Consider the following 18,942-nt stretch of genomic DNA (forward strand, 5'->3'; position numbering starts at 1 on the left):
GCAAAAGACACAAGCTCAAAATGGACTTCCCTAACAAAAAGACTCGAACCCAGATTTCCATGCAGTTCACTACACATTCCATCCGGGTCGAGTCGATTATTGTAACTTTACGTTATTAAGTTAATAACCACTACTTACTTCACTAACTGTCCACGCGTTACGCCGAGTTGGTTCGTTGCCTTCAGCTTGCGCCATACTTCCGTGCCGCTGATTTCACCGCGAAGTGCACGGCCGTACAGGTCGATTACCTCTTGCACTTGCTCTGGCGTTTCCTCCAAAAACTCGACACGGTAAGTGCCAACGCCAAGCTCCAAGAAGTTAACCAAATACTCCGCGCCCGACTGCTCGATCGCGTTGTAAACCGTATTGCGGCACCCTTCGTCTACCCGAACCGGGTGGGACATGCCAATGCGGTCACGCAGCGATACACGATGCTCCTCGCACGGACGACCGCAGTTCGTGTAGTCTGTTCCTTCGCTCAAGAACGTGCAGTACACGCAATGCTCGGTATGGAACATCGGCAAATGCTGATGAATAACAATCTCCAGCATCGACGTATCTGCATGACGCAGCATATCGACCATTTGCTGAATGTTCAAGTCATACGAAGGCGTAATCCGATCCAATCCCGCTTCTTTGAACAGCTGTACCGTCTTATGATTCGCCACGTTCAAGGAGAAGTCCCCGATCAGCTGCGGGAACATTTCGCCTTCTGGCTTGCTCGGGCAGATGGCCAGCTGCGGATCATTTGCAGCCTGCTCCATAACCTCTTGGCTAGGCAGCCCGGATGACACCATCTTGCTCTCCCAATCCGCCTTCTCCAACTGGTAGTAATTCAGTGCACCCGTGTTGCGTACGAGCACTGCATCCGGCTTCAAGTTCAAGATGTTACGATGGTATCCGTTCTCGTTCGGCATATGAATGCGCGGCGTTACCAATGCAATCGGCTTGCCTGCTGCGCGGCATGCTTCAATAGCAGCCGGGAATTGCTTAATGAATTCAAAGTCAGCGTAGATCAACGATACGTCTGTCTTCACGGCAGCCTGTACCTGTTCCAAGTTGCGGCACATCGCTGTCAACTGAGCACCACCAAATGGCACTGGTGTCTGCTCCTTAACGACATCTCCCATAGCCGCGATATCGTGCTTCACGTATACCGGCGGCTTCGGACGCTCGCCTGCAAGCTCCTCCACGGCATGGCGGCGAATCGCATTCAATTCGCGCATCGGAACGATGACGTCACCTTCCAGCGCCGATTCCAATACCTCAAGCTGATACACTGTACCGCCCAGACGCCCGAGCTGCTCACGCAAGAGTGCCTCGTCCATCGGTCGTTTTTGTGCAACCTCAAGCGGAAGCTCCGAATCCACTTGAACGACTGTCCCCTTCTGAACATCCGTCCACCATGTACGCAATGGTTCACCAGCACGACCTTCTACGCGCACATGCACAGGGAAGACACGGTATGGCTTGTCCTTCTCAAACGTAGCACGCATGCGCTTATCAAGCGCCTGGTCGCTCGTCTTCCAGATCCGATCCCCAACATGAACGCGGCGCAAGTCCACATCATTGCGTCCGGGCACGATGTCCACGATCCAGCCTTCCTCCGCTTCGCCTTCCAGCTTCACGCCTTGACGACGCAAATCGTAGATGCGTCCGCCTTCTTCCTTCTTCGTCGGATCACCGGCATCAAAGCCAATGCCGTCTCCGCGCTTCAGAGGTGCTTCCAACTTACATACGACACCGTCACGCAGCACCTGCTGCACCGTACCCACATATACGCCGCGGCTCTTCGGGAACGTTCCGTCTACAAGCTGCTTGTTGTTCGTCCCTTTCAAGAAGCCGTGCGTGAAGCCACGAGAGAAACTCTGCTGGAGCTCGCGCACTTCTTCCTTCGAAGGGCCATTCCAGTTACCGTCGAAATAGTCATCGATCGCTTTGCGGTACTTGCTCACCACGTTCGCCACATATTCCGGCTGCTTCATGCGGCCTTCAATTTTGAAGGACGTGACACCCGCTTCAATCAACTCCGGCACAATATCAATCGCCGCCAAATCCTTCGGCGACAGCAAATATGTCACATCACCCATCGGCTGATGCTCCCCGTCAACCATCATGTCATACGGCAAACGGCATGCCTGCGCGCACTCCCCGCGGTTCGCTGAGCGGCCGCCCCACATTTCGGACGTTAAGCATTGTCCAGAGTAGGACACGCACAACGCACCATGCACGAACACTTCCATCGGTACGTTGGCCTTCTCACCGATCTTTTGAATTTGCTTCAGGTTGTTCTCACGGCCAAGCACGACACGCTCCATCCCATACGGCTTCGTAAATTCTGCCGCTTCAGGTGACGTAATCGTCATTTGCGTTGATCCATGGATCGGGAAGTCAGGCGAAATTTCGCGAATCATTTTCACTAAGCCCAAGTCCTGTACGATAACCGCATCTACACCCGCATCAATACAAGCCTCGATAAGCCCCTTTGCATCCTCAAGTTCATTTTCAAACACCAATATATTAAACGTCAGAAATCCTTTAACCCCATAACTATGCAAAAACGCCATAATGTCTGGCAAATCATCCATCCGGAAATTGTTCGCACGCGCACGTGCATTGAACTTCTCTACTCCGAAAAAGATCGCATCCGCGCCATTTGCCACTGCGGCACGCATGCAATCCCAATCGCCAGCCGGCGCCAGCAGCTCAATATCTCCACGCTGTATCCCTTGCTTAATTGTCGACATGCTCATCCTCCAAGCTAATTTATCCATTGCCGCATGATGCGGTCATCTCTATCTACTTATTTAAATATGCTTCAATTAGTATAGCGATCTTTACGCCGAAACTCCAGCATAGGCTAGAACTTCCTGCTCACTATGCCGCATACCTGCACGTAAGCTTGCTCGAAGCAGAGTCGCGTAAGGACATTTCCACCTACAACTAGACAACCAGCTGCACACGTAAGAAAAAGAAAAGCATCCCGCCATAGCTTGGCTAGGATGCTGTCTGCATCATGACTTCTTATTCGTCACTTGCTCCGTAAATTGAAAGGATTCCATCGTACGCTTGAAAGAGTCAAGCAGTTCTGGTGTTCGCGCCGTATCCTCCATTGAATACCCGAGTGAGAATACTTTGCCTTCACGCGCAATTAACAGCAAATTCACGGTGAAGCTCAATTGACCGGCCTCGCTGAATACTTTCATCTCGACCGCATAAGCTTTATTGCCTTGAACCGTCGTCTTCTCTTGCTTCACGATCTCAACCTTAGTGTCGCCTTCCCCTTTATAGTAATCTTCCCATCTTGCAAGCGCCTCTTCTACTGTTCGCACTTGATCGACATACACGGAGAAATCACTATCCGGCCGTGAATAATAAGCAATCATGCCTTCGTCCAATTCAACATCATAGTTCTCTTCTCCCCAAGCATAGAACCCGCTCGTCCACCAATCCGGTACCTGCAAGGTAAATCCATAATTCGGAGCTTTGCGAGGTGAGCTGACAGACCAGTCCTTGTACCAGTCTTCCCCTTTCGGGAAGTCTTCGGGACTTTCAAGATCTTTCTTCACACTTCCATCAACCTTCACCGAGGAAAACAAGCGGTTTCCAAGAGAAATACCCTCTGAATTATCCGGACAATGATAGATCATCAAATATTGCACACCTTGATCGACAACGAGCAAATGCATGCTCACCTTCCAGTTCTTCTCGTCGACTCGGCTTTTTATTTTAATGGATTTTGCCATTTTCCCATCTGCAAGTTTTACGTCCTGCTCAGGATCGATCTGCAAATACTCAGACTTGGTGGTCTTTTTCAAATAAGATAAATGATTTTTAGCAAACTGGTCGAGCGTCAAACCAGGTGCAGCAGTCGCAATATTGTAATTGGCAGACTGTTCCCAATTTTTCGACCCATACGATTGGAAATACGTATCAGACGATGCCCACTCTACCGGCAAATCCATTGTCAGCCCTTTGCCCCACAACTCCGTATTGCGGTAGCCGTCCTTCACCGAGCTGATATTGGTTGCAGCACCAGCGGAAAAGCTCGGACGGAACGTATTTATGAACGGGACGTACTGCAGCATCTGCTTCGGTCGTTGCGCATTTGCATCAAATATACGGACGATATATCGCTTGCCGTTGGAGCTGAACACACGCGCTAAGTACATATCCTCTTCATTTATAAAGACAGATTGTGCATATGCAATCCCATCGACCTTGCCCGTGCTCGCTTCATACATTCCTGACTCATCGTCTAACTCTTCCGCTTGAAGATACTCCATTAATTGCTGTTCCGACGCTTGCCCCTTAAATGTATCTGCCCAATGCTCAAGCGGCTTCGATGCCCAATCTAGCGCATTGATTGTTACATAGACATGTTCTGTTGGATCTGCAAACATAACAGCGAACTCCTCAGGGGATAAGCTCTCATGCGTCCAGCCCTTAGGGAGTACCATATTCCATTGATAGTAGGAATCTCCGACACGCGCAGCCTTTGCACTCACATCTACAGCAGCACCTGCAAGATTCCCTTCCTGTTTCCAGCGCAATACAATCGATTTATCCTTATCCACCGAATAAGTTGCACCAAATGCTTGTGCCAGCTGCTTCAGCGGCACCATCGCAGTACCACCAGTCATTTCCGGGGCTACTGCCAGTGTGACAAGCTTGCCGTTCAGCATCGCCTGCTTCTGGCCGATTCTCATCCGAATGGAGACAGCATCGCCTTCCAATATCACTGCATTATCCTGTTCCCATTTCAAGGCCGCATCGAACACATTCGTGAAAATACTAAGCGGCACCATCGTTGTTCCTTGACGAACGTAAGGCTTCACAATCGCTAACTTCTCACCGTTCCATGTCGCACTCGTACTGCCCACTTTCAATCGGAGCATCTCCTGCTGCCCAGCCGCGGCAGTTGCTGCCGCAATCGGAGACGGAGACACGTTCCACCCAATCGTTCCCGCTACGACGGCTGCTATTGTCATAATCGCTACACTCTTCCGCCAATGATGCTTCGAGAACGGATATCGAATCGTTTTCCCCATATGAAGCACTCTCCCCTTCGCTCTTCATCTATGAAATATACCCTTCAGTTTTCATGCATTTCTACTTCTACTTCTATTTCTACTTCTACGTTACTTATCAGTCTACTGACTTATCCTTAACAGCAGGCTTTACTGCTTCACTCAGCACTACCATCTTCGCAACAAGATTCCCCTTCGACTGCATCGTCAGCTTTACTTGCTGCCCTGGCAAAAATGACTTCAGTGCCTCATGCACATCGACAAGGGTCTTCACCGGCTTACCGTTAATGGCATACAGCACATCGCCTTCCGTTATGCCTGCCTTCTTCGCCTGGGCGCTTACAACACTCGTAACCTTGATCGGAACATCTGTCGGCAACCCCACATACGCAGCCCAGCTCTCTTCCAGCTCAACGCCAATCGAGGCCCGCTTCACCTTGCTATATTTGAAAAAGTGCTGCACGATCATGTTTACCGTGTCAGACGGTATCGCAAATCCCATATTCTCGATCCCTACAGCAGCGAATTTCATCGAATTGATGCCAATCACTTCACCGCGCATATTCACGAGTGGCCCTCCGCTATTGCCGGGGTTAATAGCTGCGTCCGTCTGAATCAGCTTGTAGCTTGAATCGACAGCCCGATCAATACCACTAATAATCCCGGAAGTCGCAGAATTGCGCAGTGTAAATGATACCGGTGTTCCAAGTGCAACGACCCCTTCGCCCACCTTAAGTGTTGGGTTCGAACGTACAAATGTGACAGGCTTCATGTTTTGTGCATTGATTTTAATCAGGGCAATATCACTTTCCTCATCAGCGAACCATTTGCTTACCGGATAGGATTTCCCTTCCGGTGTTACGACCACTGGCTTCTGCAAGGCCAAAATGACATGCGCATTTGTAACAATCCATCCATCCTTGCGCACAACGACTCCCGTTCCGTGAGACAGCCAGTTGTCTGAATCATCTTCCGCATCGATCTGACGGCCAATAATCGATACAACGGATGGGCTTACCTTTTCCACAATAGTAGGAATATCATTAGGCTTGTACTGATATGTATTCGACTTGCTATCATATGTACCTTTGCCGCCGGCTACCTGCTCAAGCGCCTCCGCTTCTACATATACCTTGTCCTTCACCTTCACGGCTCGAAATGACGCCTCAGCACCTGCCGCAGTTGGCAGAACAGATGCTCCAATCAGTAAGGAAACGATAAATAGCGCAATTCTGTTTCTCCCCATCTTTCTAGATAACTTCACTTCTGATGCATGGTTTGTATGTGTTCTTTTCGCTTGCCCAACCATCCGGTTGCTCCTCCTCTTGCCCCCTATGAAATCAGGGCATTCCAATCTATGCTTCCATTCTCCTCCAACCTCAGATCATATGCAAGAAAAAAAAGACTCCTTGATGTTATCCACCAAGGAGTCTGTCTGTAGGACATGTATGTATCGCCTTATGTGTTATGTGAAAATCAATTGTTCAAAGGTCTGATGGCGATTACCAACCTTGCACCATTACCCAATCCGCATATAAAAATACAAGCAAGCTCACAACGGCGAAGCCGAGCGCAAATAGGTTGCGAGGACGCTGCTTGACTTGGCGTAGAACTGCCCAGATCAAGAGTAAAGTAAACGCAATCATAAATAGATCAAAATGCTGATAGGTGCTTTCGCTCTGTTGTGCTGCTTCGGCCAAAAACATGGTGTGACCTCCCTCTACACGTTCATTATACTCATATGCATCTATGTTATATTTACCCAGCAAAAGAATCAAGGCAAATTTTTCATATTTAACAAGATTGTCACCAATATTTCATGATTTATCCCTTGTCATTGAAACCCTGCATGATAGATGTCATTGAGTGAGAGATTAGATGGACATGTTTTCGCCACATCATTCCGTACCTGTGCCCTTTCCTTTACTCAGCTTATTTTTCGATTTGCCATTCATAAGAGAAATTGAATGCATTCATCAGAAATTGTAATAGCACTTGTCTTCTCCATGCATTGTCGCCTTGCTGGAAATATGTTACGATTACCTCACTTATAAAACACACTATTTATATCGGAATAAACAAGTTTAGAGGGAATGAGGGACTGCCAATGGCTTATGATCCAATTTGGATGCAAGACCCTGTAAAGCTGAATAAGTTCGAGTTTGTCAAAATGGAGAAGGACGGTCTTGATGTCATTCGCGATATTATCGAAACGTATGCACAGCAAGGCTATGAATCCATCCCCGAAGATGACAAAGGTCGTTTCAAGTGGGCCGGTGTCTATGAGCAGAAACCGAAGGACGGACATTTCATGATGCGCATTCGCATCAATTCCGGCATTATGTCCGCCGCGCAAGCTCGGACGCTAGCCGATATCGCTGAGCTGTACGGTCGAAGCCTGATAGATGTAACGACACGCCAAGCGATTCAGTACCACTGGCTAAGAGTCGAGGACTTCCCCGATATCTTCAACCGTCTTGAACAGGTTGGACTCTATTCTTATGAGGCTTGCGGCGACTGCCCGCGTACGATTGTCGGCAACCCGCTTGCTGGCATTGATCCCGATGAATTAATGGATACAACCGATCTCGTAAATGAAGTAAATGATTTTTTCCTCTTGAATCGAGACTTTTCCAACTTGCCGCGCAAATACAAAATGTCGATTTCCGCCAACATCTATAACAATGCGCATGCTGAAATAAATGACTTAGCCTTCACCCCTGCCGTCAAAATCATTGATGATGAAGAAGTGATCGGCTTCCACGCCCATGTCGGAGGTGGATTGTCCGCCAAGCCGCACTTGGCGCAAAAGCTTGATATGTTCATACGCCCTGAGGAAGTGCTCAAGGTCGCCGTCGGCGTAACGACACTATTCCGTGACAACGGATTCCGTGAGAAGCGCCATCATGCCCGTCTGAAGTTCCTTGTCGCGGCTTGGGGTGTAGAGGCTTTCCAGAATCGCTTGGAGGAGCTTATTGGCAAGTTCCCTACTCGTGGTGAGGATAAAACCGTCGGCTGGCAAGCAGCTTACTTCGACGGCGTCCATCCGCAGATACAGAACGGCCTCTTCTATATTGGACTCAACGTTCCAATCGGCCGGTTGGATAGCCACGAGTTCCGCCAGCTGGCTGACGCAGCTGAACAATACGGTGACGGATTACTGCGGACAACGATGTCCCAGAACATTGTTCTGACTGGCATACCTGAATCTCACATTGACGAGGTTCTTGCTCTCCCCGTGCTGCAGCGCATTACGCCACATCCTAAGCCATTCATGAGCCGGACGGTATCATGCACAGGCAACGAATTCTGCAACCTAGCGATCGTAGAAACGAAGGAACGCGCGAGGCGCGTAGCTGACTATTTGGATGAGCATATCACCGATCTGGATGAACAAATTCGCATTCACTTCATTGGCTGTCCTAACGCCTGCGGTCAGAAGCATGTCGCTGACATCGGCTTACAAGGCTCTCTCGTGAAGACGGAGCAAGGCATGGTCGATGCTTTCGATATCGCAGTCGGCGGCATACTCGGCCCGAATGCCCGTTTCAACACAACGTTGAAAGGGCGTGTAAAGGGCGACGATGTCCCATACGTCTTAGAACAGCTCCTTCGCTTCTATAAAGAGGAGCGCAAAGCGAATGAGACATTCCATCATTTCTTCCTCCGTGTCGGTGCAGACGCGTTCCAACAGCGCCTGACCGAGATTCTAGCTGCTCCTATTGGCTAAGCCAAATGTGAGAGTGAATATATCCTTGTACCAGCATCCCCTGTTACGTACAAGAGACCAACCTTAGCTGAGCGCTCTGGTTGGTCTCTTCATTTCACAGCATATGATTTATTGAGAAAAGTTCTGCATTATTACTTGTCTTCGTCCAGCATGCACCATACTCTGCAATTATTATCCTGCAGTCTTCGTACGATTAATCGCCTTAGCTAAAAATGACTTGCCTAACATTACTTATCGTAACATGATTCAGCCTAACATGTGATGTATGTTGCCTTATGCCTCTTACTCGTCCTTCAGTTGAATCTCCTCGTAAGAACGAATCATTACATCTGCGGATTCAGGAGCTGTCTCGAATTGATTCGACTCATCAATGAAGATTTGAAGACTTGAGCCAGCAGCGTGTCCCATTTCCATATCCCCAACCGAATCGCCGATCACAGCTATCTCATGTGGTTCCAGACCGATCTCTCGGCAGGCCAGCTCCACCATGTCCGGATAAGGCTTCCCTTGCGCTACACAATCATCGCCAACGACCGCATCGAAATAATGGCGGATTCCCATCTTCTCCAAATGCTGCTCAGATGGCCCCTTATCATCTGCGGTCACAACCGCCATCTTGAGTCCATGCTGACGGCAGCGTTCCAGAAACGGCACAACACCCGTTACCGGAATAATATTAGCATGGTCTAGCAATTGCTCATTCGCCTGCTCAAACACCGCTGTTACCCGCTGCACAGCGCGGTTCCACGGCACTCCTTCTTTATAGAGCAAGTAAGTCGCGATCGAAATCATCTGCGTCGGAGAACCCATCGCCAGCGGCCCTTGCCGATCATGCGAACGTATCGATCCATCTGGCTCGATGTGAACGCCTAAAATATATCCCGGATCTTCCGGCAAAGAGCCGCCCTCTTGCTTCAGCTCCTGTTCCAAACCCTTCATTACCGTCTCCGCCCACCAGCCCCACAGGCTTATGAACTGCAACAGTGTTCCATCCTTGTCGAACAAAATACCGCGCACCTTCGTGCTGCAAGAACCTACTTGAAGCTGTACCATTTGCACCATCCTCTGCAAGATCATTATCGTTGCCCTACCATTTCGGCACACATAGCTCGGTCTCCTGCTGCGTTCCCTAACTGCTTCAACATTTCTGCCATATGTGATCGGGATGTGTAAAGTCAATTCCATTTGGCACGCATCCAAAACATATCTTGAACATATCTATAAACACATTCTGAAACACGAACACAAAAAAGCACGGTAGGCTGTTAATAGCCGTACCGTGCCTATATCGTCCATAAATGAAACGATGCTGATTCTACACTTGCTGCGCTTCCCGATCCTTCTTCGTGAACTGCTTCGTACGCTCTGCGTCGCGCTCCAAGATCGGCTTCAAGTACTTGCCTGTATAAGACGCAGGTACCGTGACGACTTGCTCCGGCGTTCCTTGCGCAACGATTGTTCCGCCTCCGCTGCCGCCTTCTGGACCCAAATCAATAATATAATCTGCTGTCTTAATGACATCCAGATTGTGCTCGATAACGAGCACCGATTCACCGGAATCGACAAGTCGATGCAGCACATGCAGCAAGCGATCAATATCCGCAACATGGAGACCTGTAGTCGGCTCATCCAAAATGTAAATCGTCTTGCCCGTGCTGCGGCGATACAATTCAGCTGCCAGCTTCACGCGCTGCGCCTCACCGCCAGACAATGTTGTTGCAGGCTGTCCGAGCTTCATGTAGCCAAGGCCGACATCAAGCAATGTCTGAATCTTGCGATGAATGCGGGGAACGTTCTGGAAGAACTCCACTGCATCCTCGATCGTCATTTCCAGCACATCTGCGATGTTCTTCCCTTTGTATTTCACTTCCAGCGTCTCACGATTGTAGCGCTTGCCCTTACATACCTCGCAAGGTACATAGACGTCAGGCAGGAAGTGCATCTCAATCTTAATAATCCCGTCTCCACGACATGCTTCACAGCGTCCGCCCTTCACGTTGAAGCTGAAGCGTCCCTTCTTGTAGCCACGGATCTTCGCTTCGTTCGTTGAAGAGAACAGGTCACGGATATCATCGAATACACCTGTATACGTGGCTGGATTGGAACGTGGCGTCCGCCCAATTGGGGATTGATCGATATCAATGACTTTATCGATATGCTCAAGTCCGCGAATTTCCTTGTGCTCACCTGGGCGCACCTTCGCCTTGTTCAAATCTCGCGCCAGCGTTTTGTACAAGATCTCGTTGACGAGTGTCGACTTGCCTGAGCCGGATACGCCAGTTACTGCGGTGAAGACGCCCAGTGGAATCTTCGCATGAACGCCGCGTAAATTGTTCTCCTTCGCACCGCGAACCTCCAGCCAGCGTCCATCCGTCTTACGGCGTTCCTCAGGTACGGGAATAAACTTACGCCCGCTCAAATAGGCCCCGGTAAGCGAGTTCTTATCCTTCATGATCTGCTTCGGCGTACCTTCTGCCACAACCATACCGCCGTGGATACCAGCGCCAGGGCCGATATCGATAATATAATCGGCTGCAAGCATCGTATCCTCGTCATGCTCGACAACGATAAGCGTATTCCCGAGGTTGCGCATATGCTCCAGCGTCTGGATCAATCGATCATTATCCCGCTGATGCAGACCGATACTAGGCTCGTCCAAAATGTACAGAACTCCCATCAAGCTCGAGCCAATCTGTGTCGCCAAGCGAATGCGCTGTGCCTCACCGCCAGATAGCGTTCCCGCTGCACGGTTCAAGGTCAAATACTCAAGCCCGACGTTCACGAGGAAACCGAGACGAGAATTGATCTCCTTCAGAATGAGGTGAGCAATCAACTGCTCCTTCTCTGATAGCTCTAAGCCGCTAAAGAAACGCTGCGCTTCTCCGATAGAGAGCGAGGTGACATAGGCCATGTTCTCACTGCCTACCGTAACCGCCAAGCTTTCCTTGCGCAAACGATGCCCTTTGCAGGAACCGCAAGGCTTCGCACTCATAAACCCTTCAATATATTCACGGATGCCCTCTGATGCCGTCTCACGGTAGCGACGCTCCAGATTATGAACGATACCTTCAAACGGCACAAAGGCTTCCTTCTTATGACCGAAATCATTCTCATATCGGAAGCGAACCTTTTCACCGCCCGTACCATTCATCAATTTGGACATCTGTTCCTTGTCTAACTGCGATACTGGAACATCCGTAGAAATTCCATAATGCTCACATACCGCAGCCAAGAACTGCGGATAGTAGTTCGACGTGCTGCCTGCCCATGCTTCAAAAGCGCCATCCTCAATCGTGCGCTCACGATCCGGCACCAGCAGTTCAGGATCGACAATCATCTTCATACCGAGTCCATCACATTCCGGACATGCACCAAATGGACTATTGAAGGAGAACATGCGAGGAGCAAGCTCATCGATACTGAAGCCGCATTCTGGACAAGCCAGATTCGAGCTGAACACCAACTCTTCCTCGCCGATAATATCCACAATCAGCTTGCCGTCTGACAGCTTCAACGCTGTCTCAATCGAATCGGCAAGACGTGATTGCACATCTTCCTTCACAACAATTCGGTCTACAACAACCTCGATATTGTGCTTGCGATTCTTCTCCAGCTCAATCGTCTCGGACACATCACGCAATTCTCCATCCACACGAACCCGGACGAAGCCTTGCTTTTGAATATCAGCAAATACCGTCTTATGCTCCCCTTTGCGTCCAGAAATGACCGGGGCTAGCAATTGCAGCTTCGTTCGCTCTGGATACGACATGATACGATCCACCATCTGTTCCACGGTTTGCGACGTAATCTCTATTCCGTGCTCTGGACAATGTGGATGGCCAACACGTGCGAACAATAATCGTAAATAGTCGTAGATTTCCGTAACCGTACCAACCGTTGAACGCGGATTGCGGCTTGTCGTCTTCTGATCGATTGAGATGGCTGGAGACAGCCCATCGATAGAATCGACATCCGGCTTCTCCATTTGCCCGAGAAATTGACGCGCATAAGCGGATAGGGACTCCACATACCGGCGCTGCCCTTCGGCATAAATCGTGTCGAAGGCTAATGACGATTTACCCGAGCCGCTAAGACCCGTAAGTACAACGAACTTGTCGCGCGGGATCGTCACATCGATATTTTTCAAGTTGTGGGCACGCGCCCCTTTAATCACAATATGTTCACTAGCCAATGGATTACCCCTCCTGCTCGTTCAGGTTCACTCGAACCACGTACGGCATCTAAAATTACTGCTCTATATTAGTCCATCGCCTTCAATTCCAACAAAGCATCACGCAGCTCGGCTGCTCGTTCGAATTGGAGGTTCTTCGCGACATCTTTCATCTCCGCTTCCAATCGCTGAATGACCGACTGACGATCCTTCTTCGACATCTTCTCGACGGACTTGCTGATATCGTACCCTTCCTTCGACCCCGCTGTCTTCGTCGCCTCGATCACATCGCGCACTTTCTTGCGGATCGTCTGTGGCGTAATGCCATGTTCCTCATTGAACGCCATCTGAATCTTGCGGCGCCGTTCTGTTTCCGTGATGGCTTTATGCATCGAATCCGTCATTTTATCACCGTACATGATGACACGACCTGATGCATTCCGCGCCGCACGCCCAATCGTCTGAATGAGGGAGCGTTCTGCACGCAGGAAGCCTTCCTTATCTGCATCCAAAATCGCAACCAGCGATACTTCCGGCAAGTCGAGTCCTTCACGCAGCAAGTTGATGCCGACAAGCACATCGTACACGCCCAGCCGCAAATCACGCAGCAGCATCATCCGTTCCAAGGTTTTAATATCAGAGTGCAAATATCGCACCTTAATGCCGATTTCCTTCAAATAATCGGTTAAGTCCTCGGACATCTTCTTCGTTAACGTCGTCACAAGGACACGCTCGTCTTTATCCAAGCGAATGCGAATTTCTTCAATTAAGTCATCAATCTGCCCCTTCGTAGGCCGTACTTCAATAATCGGATCCAGAAGACCCGTCGGACGAATAATTTGCTCTACCATCTTCGGGGTATGTTCAAGCTCGAACGGCCCTGGTGTCGCTGATACGAACACAGCCTGACCTACCTTCTGCTCGAATTCCTCAAACTTAAGCGGTCGATTATCCATCGCCGACGGCAAGCGGAATCCATGCTCAACTAGCACTTCCTTCCGCGCTCTGTCGCCGTTGTACATCGCACGTACCTGTGGGAGCGTAACATGAGACTCATCGACCACGACAAGGAAGTCGTCAGGGAAATAGTCAAGCAATGTATATGGTGTTGCACCGCGTTCGCGGAATGTGAGAGGTTCGGAGTAGTTCTCGATCCCCGAACAGAAGCCCATCTCCTGCATCATCTCGATATCATAGCGAGTACGCTGCTCCAAACGCTGTGCTTCTAACAGCTTGCCCATACTGCGCAATTCTTCTAACCTTTCTTCCAATTCACGCTCTATATTGACGAGAGCCACCTTCATTGTCTCTTCTCGTGTTACGAAGTGAGACGCTGGGAAGATTGCAATATGTTCACGTTCACCAATAATTTCACCAGTCAGCACATCTATCTCAGTAATTCGCTCGATCTCGTCACCGAATAGCTCCACCCGAACTGCGTTCTCACCGTTCGAGGCTGGGAAGATTTCAACAACATCGCCCCGCACACGGAACGTGCCGCGTGTGAAGTTCATATCATTGCGCTGGTATTGAATGTCGACTAGCTTGCTAAGAATCGCGTTCCGCGGTTTCTCCATCCCCACCCGAAGCGACAATACGAGGTTGCCGTACTCCATCGGGGAACCCAAGCCATAGATGCACGATACACTCGCCACAATAATAACATCACGGCGTTCGAACAAGGAGCTGGTAGCAGAGTGACGAAGTTTGTCGATCTCTTCATTGATACTGGAATCCTTCTCAATATACGTATCGGAAGAAGGAATATAGGCTTCAGGCTGATAGTAATCGTAGTAGCTGACGAAATAAGACACAGCATTGTTCGGGAAGAATTCCTTGAATTCACTGCACAGCTGCGCAGCAAGTGTCTTATTGTGAGCAATAATTAACGTAGGACGATTCAACTGAGCTATCGTCTGGGCGATGGTGAAGGTCTTCCCTGTTCCTGTCGCTCCGAGCAGCGTCTGATACCGTTTCCCTTGATGGACGCCTTCAACCAATTGTTCAATCGCCTTAGGCTGATCTCCTTGAGGGGAGAACTCGGATACTAGCTCAAAAGGTCTGTCTTCCCTTTCAAAGTCCGTCACAACCTCACCACTTTCTACTTAATATCATGTACATTTTATATGATGAACTGTATCTGTCAGAGCTCGTAATGCATCAAGCAGCCGTACTCCAACCCGTACAGCAAAACGCTACTGTAATGAAAATAAATTCCTGCTTCATTCTCTGTTTATAGGCATTTTATCCTGCTTATTCGCGCAAAAAACGCTCGTTCTGGGACACTCTAGGACTCTTGGCTCAAAACTTTGGTACAGCCTCGCAAGCGCCCTCTTCCCCTAAACTTTACCCAATTTCCACCCGATAAACATATCAGGTACAGCATGGCGAAACAATGGGTTCGCTCAGGTCTGTTGCCATGATATAGTATGGATGCTGAAATCGTTGCAAAGAAGGATCCCGCATGAGGCGGACATCATCTTTACATATGAAAAATAAGAATGTTTGTTCCCTTTTCCATTATACTCTTTTCATCGATTGGATGCAAATGGGAAACACTGAACGGGAGAGAGGATTATCTATGGACAAAACAACTGTAATTGGCATTCTTGCCGGCTTAGCTGCACTCATCGGAGGCTTCCTGTGGGAAGGTGGACAGATGGGTGGCCTATGGGAGAAAACGGCTGCACTCATCGTCTTCGGTGGAACGATTGCCGCTGTCGTCATCAGCTTTCCAGGCAATCGGCTGCGCAGTATCCCGAACGCACTTAAGATGGCATTCGGACGCAAATCAACAAACGCACAGCAATTAATCGACGACATCGTCGCCATGAGTACTGTCGCTCGCAGAGAAGGTGTCCTCGCTCTGGAGAACCAGGCCCACACTCATGAGAACGGATATTTGCGTGATGGCATCATGATGATTGTAGACGGAACTGATCCAGAGCTCGTGAAGCAAATGATGGAGCTGGAGATGGACGCCATCGAAGAAAAACATGAAGGCTATGCAAAAATATTTGAAGCAGCTGGCGGTTATGCGCCAACAATGGGGATTATCGGAACCGTTATGGGTCTTATCCACGTCCTCGGCAATTTGTCAGATCCGTCTTCGCTTGGACCATCCATTGCCGTTGCCTTCACAGCCACCCTATACGGGGTTGCAACCGCGAATATCATTTACTTGCCGATTGGGAGTAAAATTAAAGCGCGCAGCATGGAAGAATTACGTGTCATGGAAATGATCGAATATGGAATTTTAGCGGTACAAGCTGGCGAGAACCCGCAAATTATTCGTAAAAAACTTGGCTCATTCCTACTCGCCGAAGACTCCTTCGAACCGCTCAAGTTGGTTCCAGAAGCAAAGCGGGGGATGATTCATGAGACGCAGAAATAGAAAATCAGGAGCACGCGCTGAGAATCACGAGCGCTGGCTCATTACGTACGCGGATCTCATCACCCTGCTCATGATCTTCTTCGTCGTCATGTATGCCATGAGTAAGATTGATGTGGATAAATATGAGTCTCTGTCTGAAACACTGCAGGTATCCTTCCGCAATACGGATACGTCCTTAAAGGGCTCCACCATTCTGGATGGATCCTATGCAAAGCCAGGACAAACAGGAGACAAACAAACCAAGCAAGACGGAGCCGACGGCAAGGACAAGGAAGAAAAAGCCGTGGCAATAGGTACAATTACGAACAAGGATCTGGCCTTCCGCAAGCAAGAGGCAGAGCTGAAAAACTTCATGGGTGTCATCCAGCAATATATCGATGAGAACAAACTGGGCAGCCAAATTACCGTATCTGATACACCAAAAGGAATCGCTATTCGAATGAGCGATCGACTGCTGTTCGATTTGAGTCGTGCAGAATTGAAGGAAAATGCATTCCCTCCACTGAAGAAGCTTGCTACCTTACTTCCGAAGCTGAGTACATCCATCAGCATTGAGGGACATACGGACAACCTACCGTTCGCCCAGGGCGGCCGCTATAAGGATAACTGGGAGCTATCCGCTGCACGAGCCCTATCCGTTCTTCGTTACTTCGTAGATGATAACAAGCTCGATGCCGCACAATTCCAAATTGCCGGCTATGGCGAAACTCGTCCACTTGTGGATAACGACACAGAGCAACATCGTCAACAAAATCGACGCGTAGAAATCATTGTTCTGCGGAAAATGGTGCAATAGACGTTCGTTAGCTGATTCAAGCGTATGGTTATCCAACAGTTATTCACAGGATAAACAGTACTTATCCACGTTATTCACGGACTTATCTACAGAATGTTAACAACTTGTCGACAAAATCATATATTTCAATCCTATTATCCACAATCCACAAGATTAAATATATTTGAGTTCAAAAACAAAGGGATTAATCAGAGCAGCTGCAAAACTGACCTGATTAATCCCTTTTTGTTAAATGCTTAATCTCGATTCTTGTATACAAATCCCACTCAGTTTGCTGTATATCCCCAAAATCAATTGAGTAGATTGGATTCCCGAAAATTATTATCCTTACTATGCTCGATTATCCACATCTGTAGGCATTGATGCATTCAACGTCTTCGCAGCCTCACTCATGTGGTCTGCAGACTGCACATCGCTCTCTGCTTGCTCACGCAGCTTACGCTTTGCTCCACGCTTGGAACGTGTCCAAGGCACTAACAAGTATGAAAATAATGACGGAGCTTGTGTAACTGCTACATATTCGACCCGATCATCAGGAGCAAGCAACACGCCCAGCTGATGGTGCTCACCAGCATAAATAGCCCGCTGCAAGAAACGAACCTCACCTGATAAGTTGTTCACTTCCAGCTTACAGAACGCGGAATTTATACGGAGTGCCTGATGCAGCTCCGCCTTCGTCCTTACCTTCACACCGTTCACCTTCACAATCACTTCACCTTGCATAATACCAAGTTCCGCTGCTGGACTATTCGGCAGGACAGCCAAAATGCGGAGTCCTCCAGCATCTTGCGTGAACACCGGACTATGTTCCGCTTCTTCTCTGCGACTCAACCAGATTAAGCCCTCATGCATGCCGATGGCTGCAATTGCGGCCACAGGCACAAGCGGCGACCACCAAGCAGCAGCTAATGAAATCGCAAGCAGCAGTGACGCATACGCGAACAAACGCGTACTGCTTAGCGCTGCTTTCTGCTGTGGAAGCTTCGTAAACGTCAGCTCGGAGAAGCCAATCACGATCGGAAATGCAATGAGCGACCAGCCATGCTGCCACAGTTCTCCACCGAACAGCGGCGTCCAAGGCAAAGCTGCTCCCTCACCCGCTGGAAAGAGTAGAAGAAGCGGAACTGGCCACATGCTCTGCATGCGATAGGCACCGACGACGCGTCCACGCTTGCTCTCCATGAACATCGGCCCAGCCATACGCGCTGCCTGCTTGCGAATAAGGACAGCTTCAGCCGCATGCAGAAGTGCGACAAGCACCAGCAGCCCAGCAGCGTCCATCCCACGCACTGAAGCAACGGCATCCCCTAGCCAGCCATCTGGATTCCATGTTGTCACCCATGTATTTAGTACAAATTGTATAATGGCAAGCAAGCCTGCCGCATAAGCAAGGCACAGAAATCGAACACGGATAAGCAGCAGTACGAGAGCAATGATCCACAGCAGCACGATCACTTCCCGTGTCAGAGACACGCCGAGTCCAATTGCAGCGAACGTTACGAGGATGCCTGAAATCAAGCCACCAAGCCATGCATGCCAGGTATGGGTGATCCAGCTGTGCATTTTCACGGCGAACAGTCTTCGCTCCAGGATCACTTGCCTGCGATAATGCATGGCAATGAGTAGAATGGACAGCCAATAAAACGGCGAGATAAGCCATTGCAATACAGCCTCGCCTACCCGAATACTGATATCCAACAGCAGGTTCACATGATTCGCCCCTCTCCATCACCAATTAGACTACGCACTCTATCTATGCTGAACACGTTCCCTCTAAGCTGCCCACCTGCAGCCATCCTTGTCTTCAAGCTTACTAACCAT

At 49.4% G+C, this 18,942-nt stretch carries 11 protein-coding genes; 3 read left to right on the top strand and 8 right to left on the bottom strand.

Features of this window, described 5'->3' with window-relative positions; all coding sequences use genetic code 11:
* Positions 1–134 precede the first annotated feature (134 nt).
* From RQP50_RS26470 to RQP50_RS26485, 4 genes are all read right to left on the bottom strand, one after another.
* The gene (locus tag RQP50_RS26470; protein WP_315747218.1) at positions 135–2,747 is read right to left on the bottom strand and encodes a U32 family peptidase; all 2,613 of its coding nucleotides are present in this window, start codon (positions 2,745–2,747) and stop codon (positions 135–137) included.
* 267 nt (positions 2,748–3,014) lie between these two features.
* Entirely contained in the window at positions 3,015–5,051 is a 2,037-nt protein-coding gene (locus tag RQP50_RS26475) for a copper amine oxidase N-terminal domain-containing protein (RefSeq protein WP_315747219.1), read from the bottom strand.
* 97 nt (positions 5,052–5,148) lie between these two features.
* Positions 5,149–6,339: a S1C family serine protease gene (locus RQP50_RS26480; protein WP_315747220.1), complete on the bottom strand. Its 1,191-nt coding sequence runs from the start codon at positions 6,337–6,339 to the stop codon at positions 5,149–5,151.
* A 193-nt stretch (positions 6,340–6,532) separates the two neighbouring features.
* Complete coding sequence (locus RQP50_RS26485) at positions 6,533–6,736, bottom strand: DUF2759 family protein (protein WP_021257086.1); 204 nt, start codon at positions 6,734–6,736, stop codon at positions 6,533–6,535.
* A gap of 401 nt (positions 6,737–7,137) precedes the next feature.
* Between RQP50_RS26485 and RQP50_RS26490 the strand changes: the two genes are divergently transcribed.
* Positions 7,138–8,760 carry a nitrite/sulfite reductase gene (locus RQP50_RS26490; RefSeq protein ID WP_315747221.1) on the top strand — a complete coding sequence of 541 codons (1,623 nt, stop codon included), beginning with the start codon at positions 7,138–7,140 and terminating at the stop codon, positions 8,758–8,760.
* A gap of 282 nt (positions 8,761–9,042) precedes the next feature.
* Here RQP50_RS26490 and RQP50_RS26495 read toward each other — a convergent pair whose 3' ends face one another.
* The 3 genes from RQP50_RS26495 to uvrB all read right to left on the bottom strand — a co-directional run bounded on the left by RQP50_RS26495 (position 9,043) and on the right by uvrB (position 15,018).
* Positions 9,043–9,813 (bottom strand): HAD family hydrolase, encoded by a 771-nt coding sequence (locus RQP50_RS26495; protein WP_315747222.1) that lies wholly within the window; start codon positions 9,811–9,813, stop codon positions 9,043–9,045.
* A gap of 262 nt (positions 9,814–10,075) precedes the next feature.
* Positions 10,076–12,952, bottom strand: a complete 2,877-nt coding sequence (gene uvrA, locus RQP50_RS26500) for an excinuclease ABC subunit UvrA (RefSeq protein WP_315747223.1) — start codon at positions 12,950–12,952, stop codon at positions 10,076–10,078.
* A 68-nt stretch (positions 12,953–13,020) separates the two neighbouring features.
* Positions 13,021–15,018, bottom strand: coding sequence for an excinuclease ABC subunit UvrB (gene uvrB / locus RQP50_RS26505; RefSeq protein WP_315747224.1), 1,998 nt, complete (start codon positions 15,016–15,018; stop codon positions 13,021–13,023).
* Positions 15,019–15,512: 494 nt separating this feature from the next.
* On the opposite strand from uvrB, the gene RQP50_RS26510 reads away from it, so the two are divergent.
* Both RQP50_RS26510 and RQP50_RS26515 read left to right on the top strand, forming a co-directional pair.
* Positions 15,513–16,325: a flagellar motor protein gene (locus tag RQP50_RS26510; RefSeq protein ID WP_072729024.1), complete on the top strand. Its 813-nt coding sequence runs from the start codon at positions 15,513–15,515 to the stop codon at positions 16,323–16,325.
* Positions 16,309–17,121, top strand: coding sequence for a flagellar motor protein MotB (locus RQP50_RS26515; RefSeq protein ID WP_072729025.1), 813 nt, complete (start codon positions 16,309–16,311; stop codon positions 17,119–17,121). The genes RQP50_RS26510 and RQP50_RS26515 overlap by 17 nt, the downstream gene beginning before the upstream one ends.
* A gap of 330 nt (positions 17,122–17,451) precedes the next feature.
* On the opposite strand, the gene RQP50_RS26520 is transcribed toward RQP50_RS26515, so the two are convergent.
* Positions 17,452–18,831 (bottom strand): PDZ domain-containing protein, encoded by a 1,380-nt coding sequence (locus tag RQP50_RS26520; RefSeq protein ID WP_072729026.1) that lies wholly within the window; start codon positions 18,829–18,831, stop codon positions 17,452–17,454.
* Between the last annotated feature and the right edge of the window lie 111 nt (positions 18,832–18,942).

It is taken from the genome of Paenibacillus suaedae, assembly GCF_032337355.1.
In the GTDB taxonomy this organism is placed as follows: Bacteria; Bacillota; Bacilli; order Paenibacillales; family Paenibacillaceae; genus Paenibacillus_B; species Paenibacillus_B suaedae.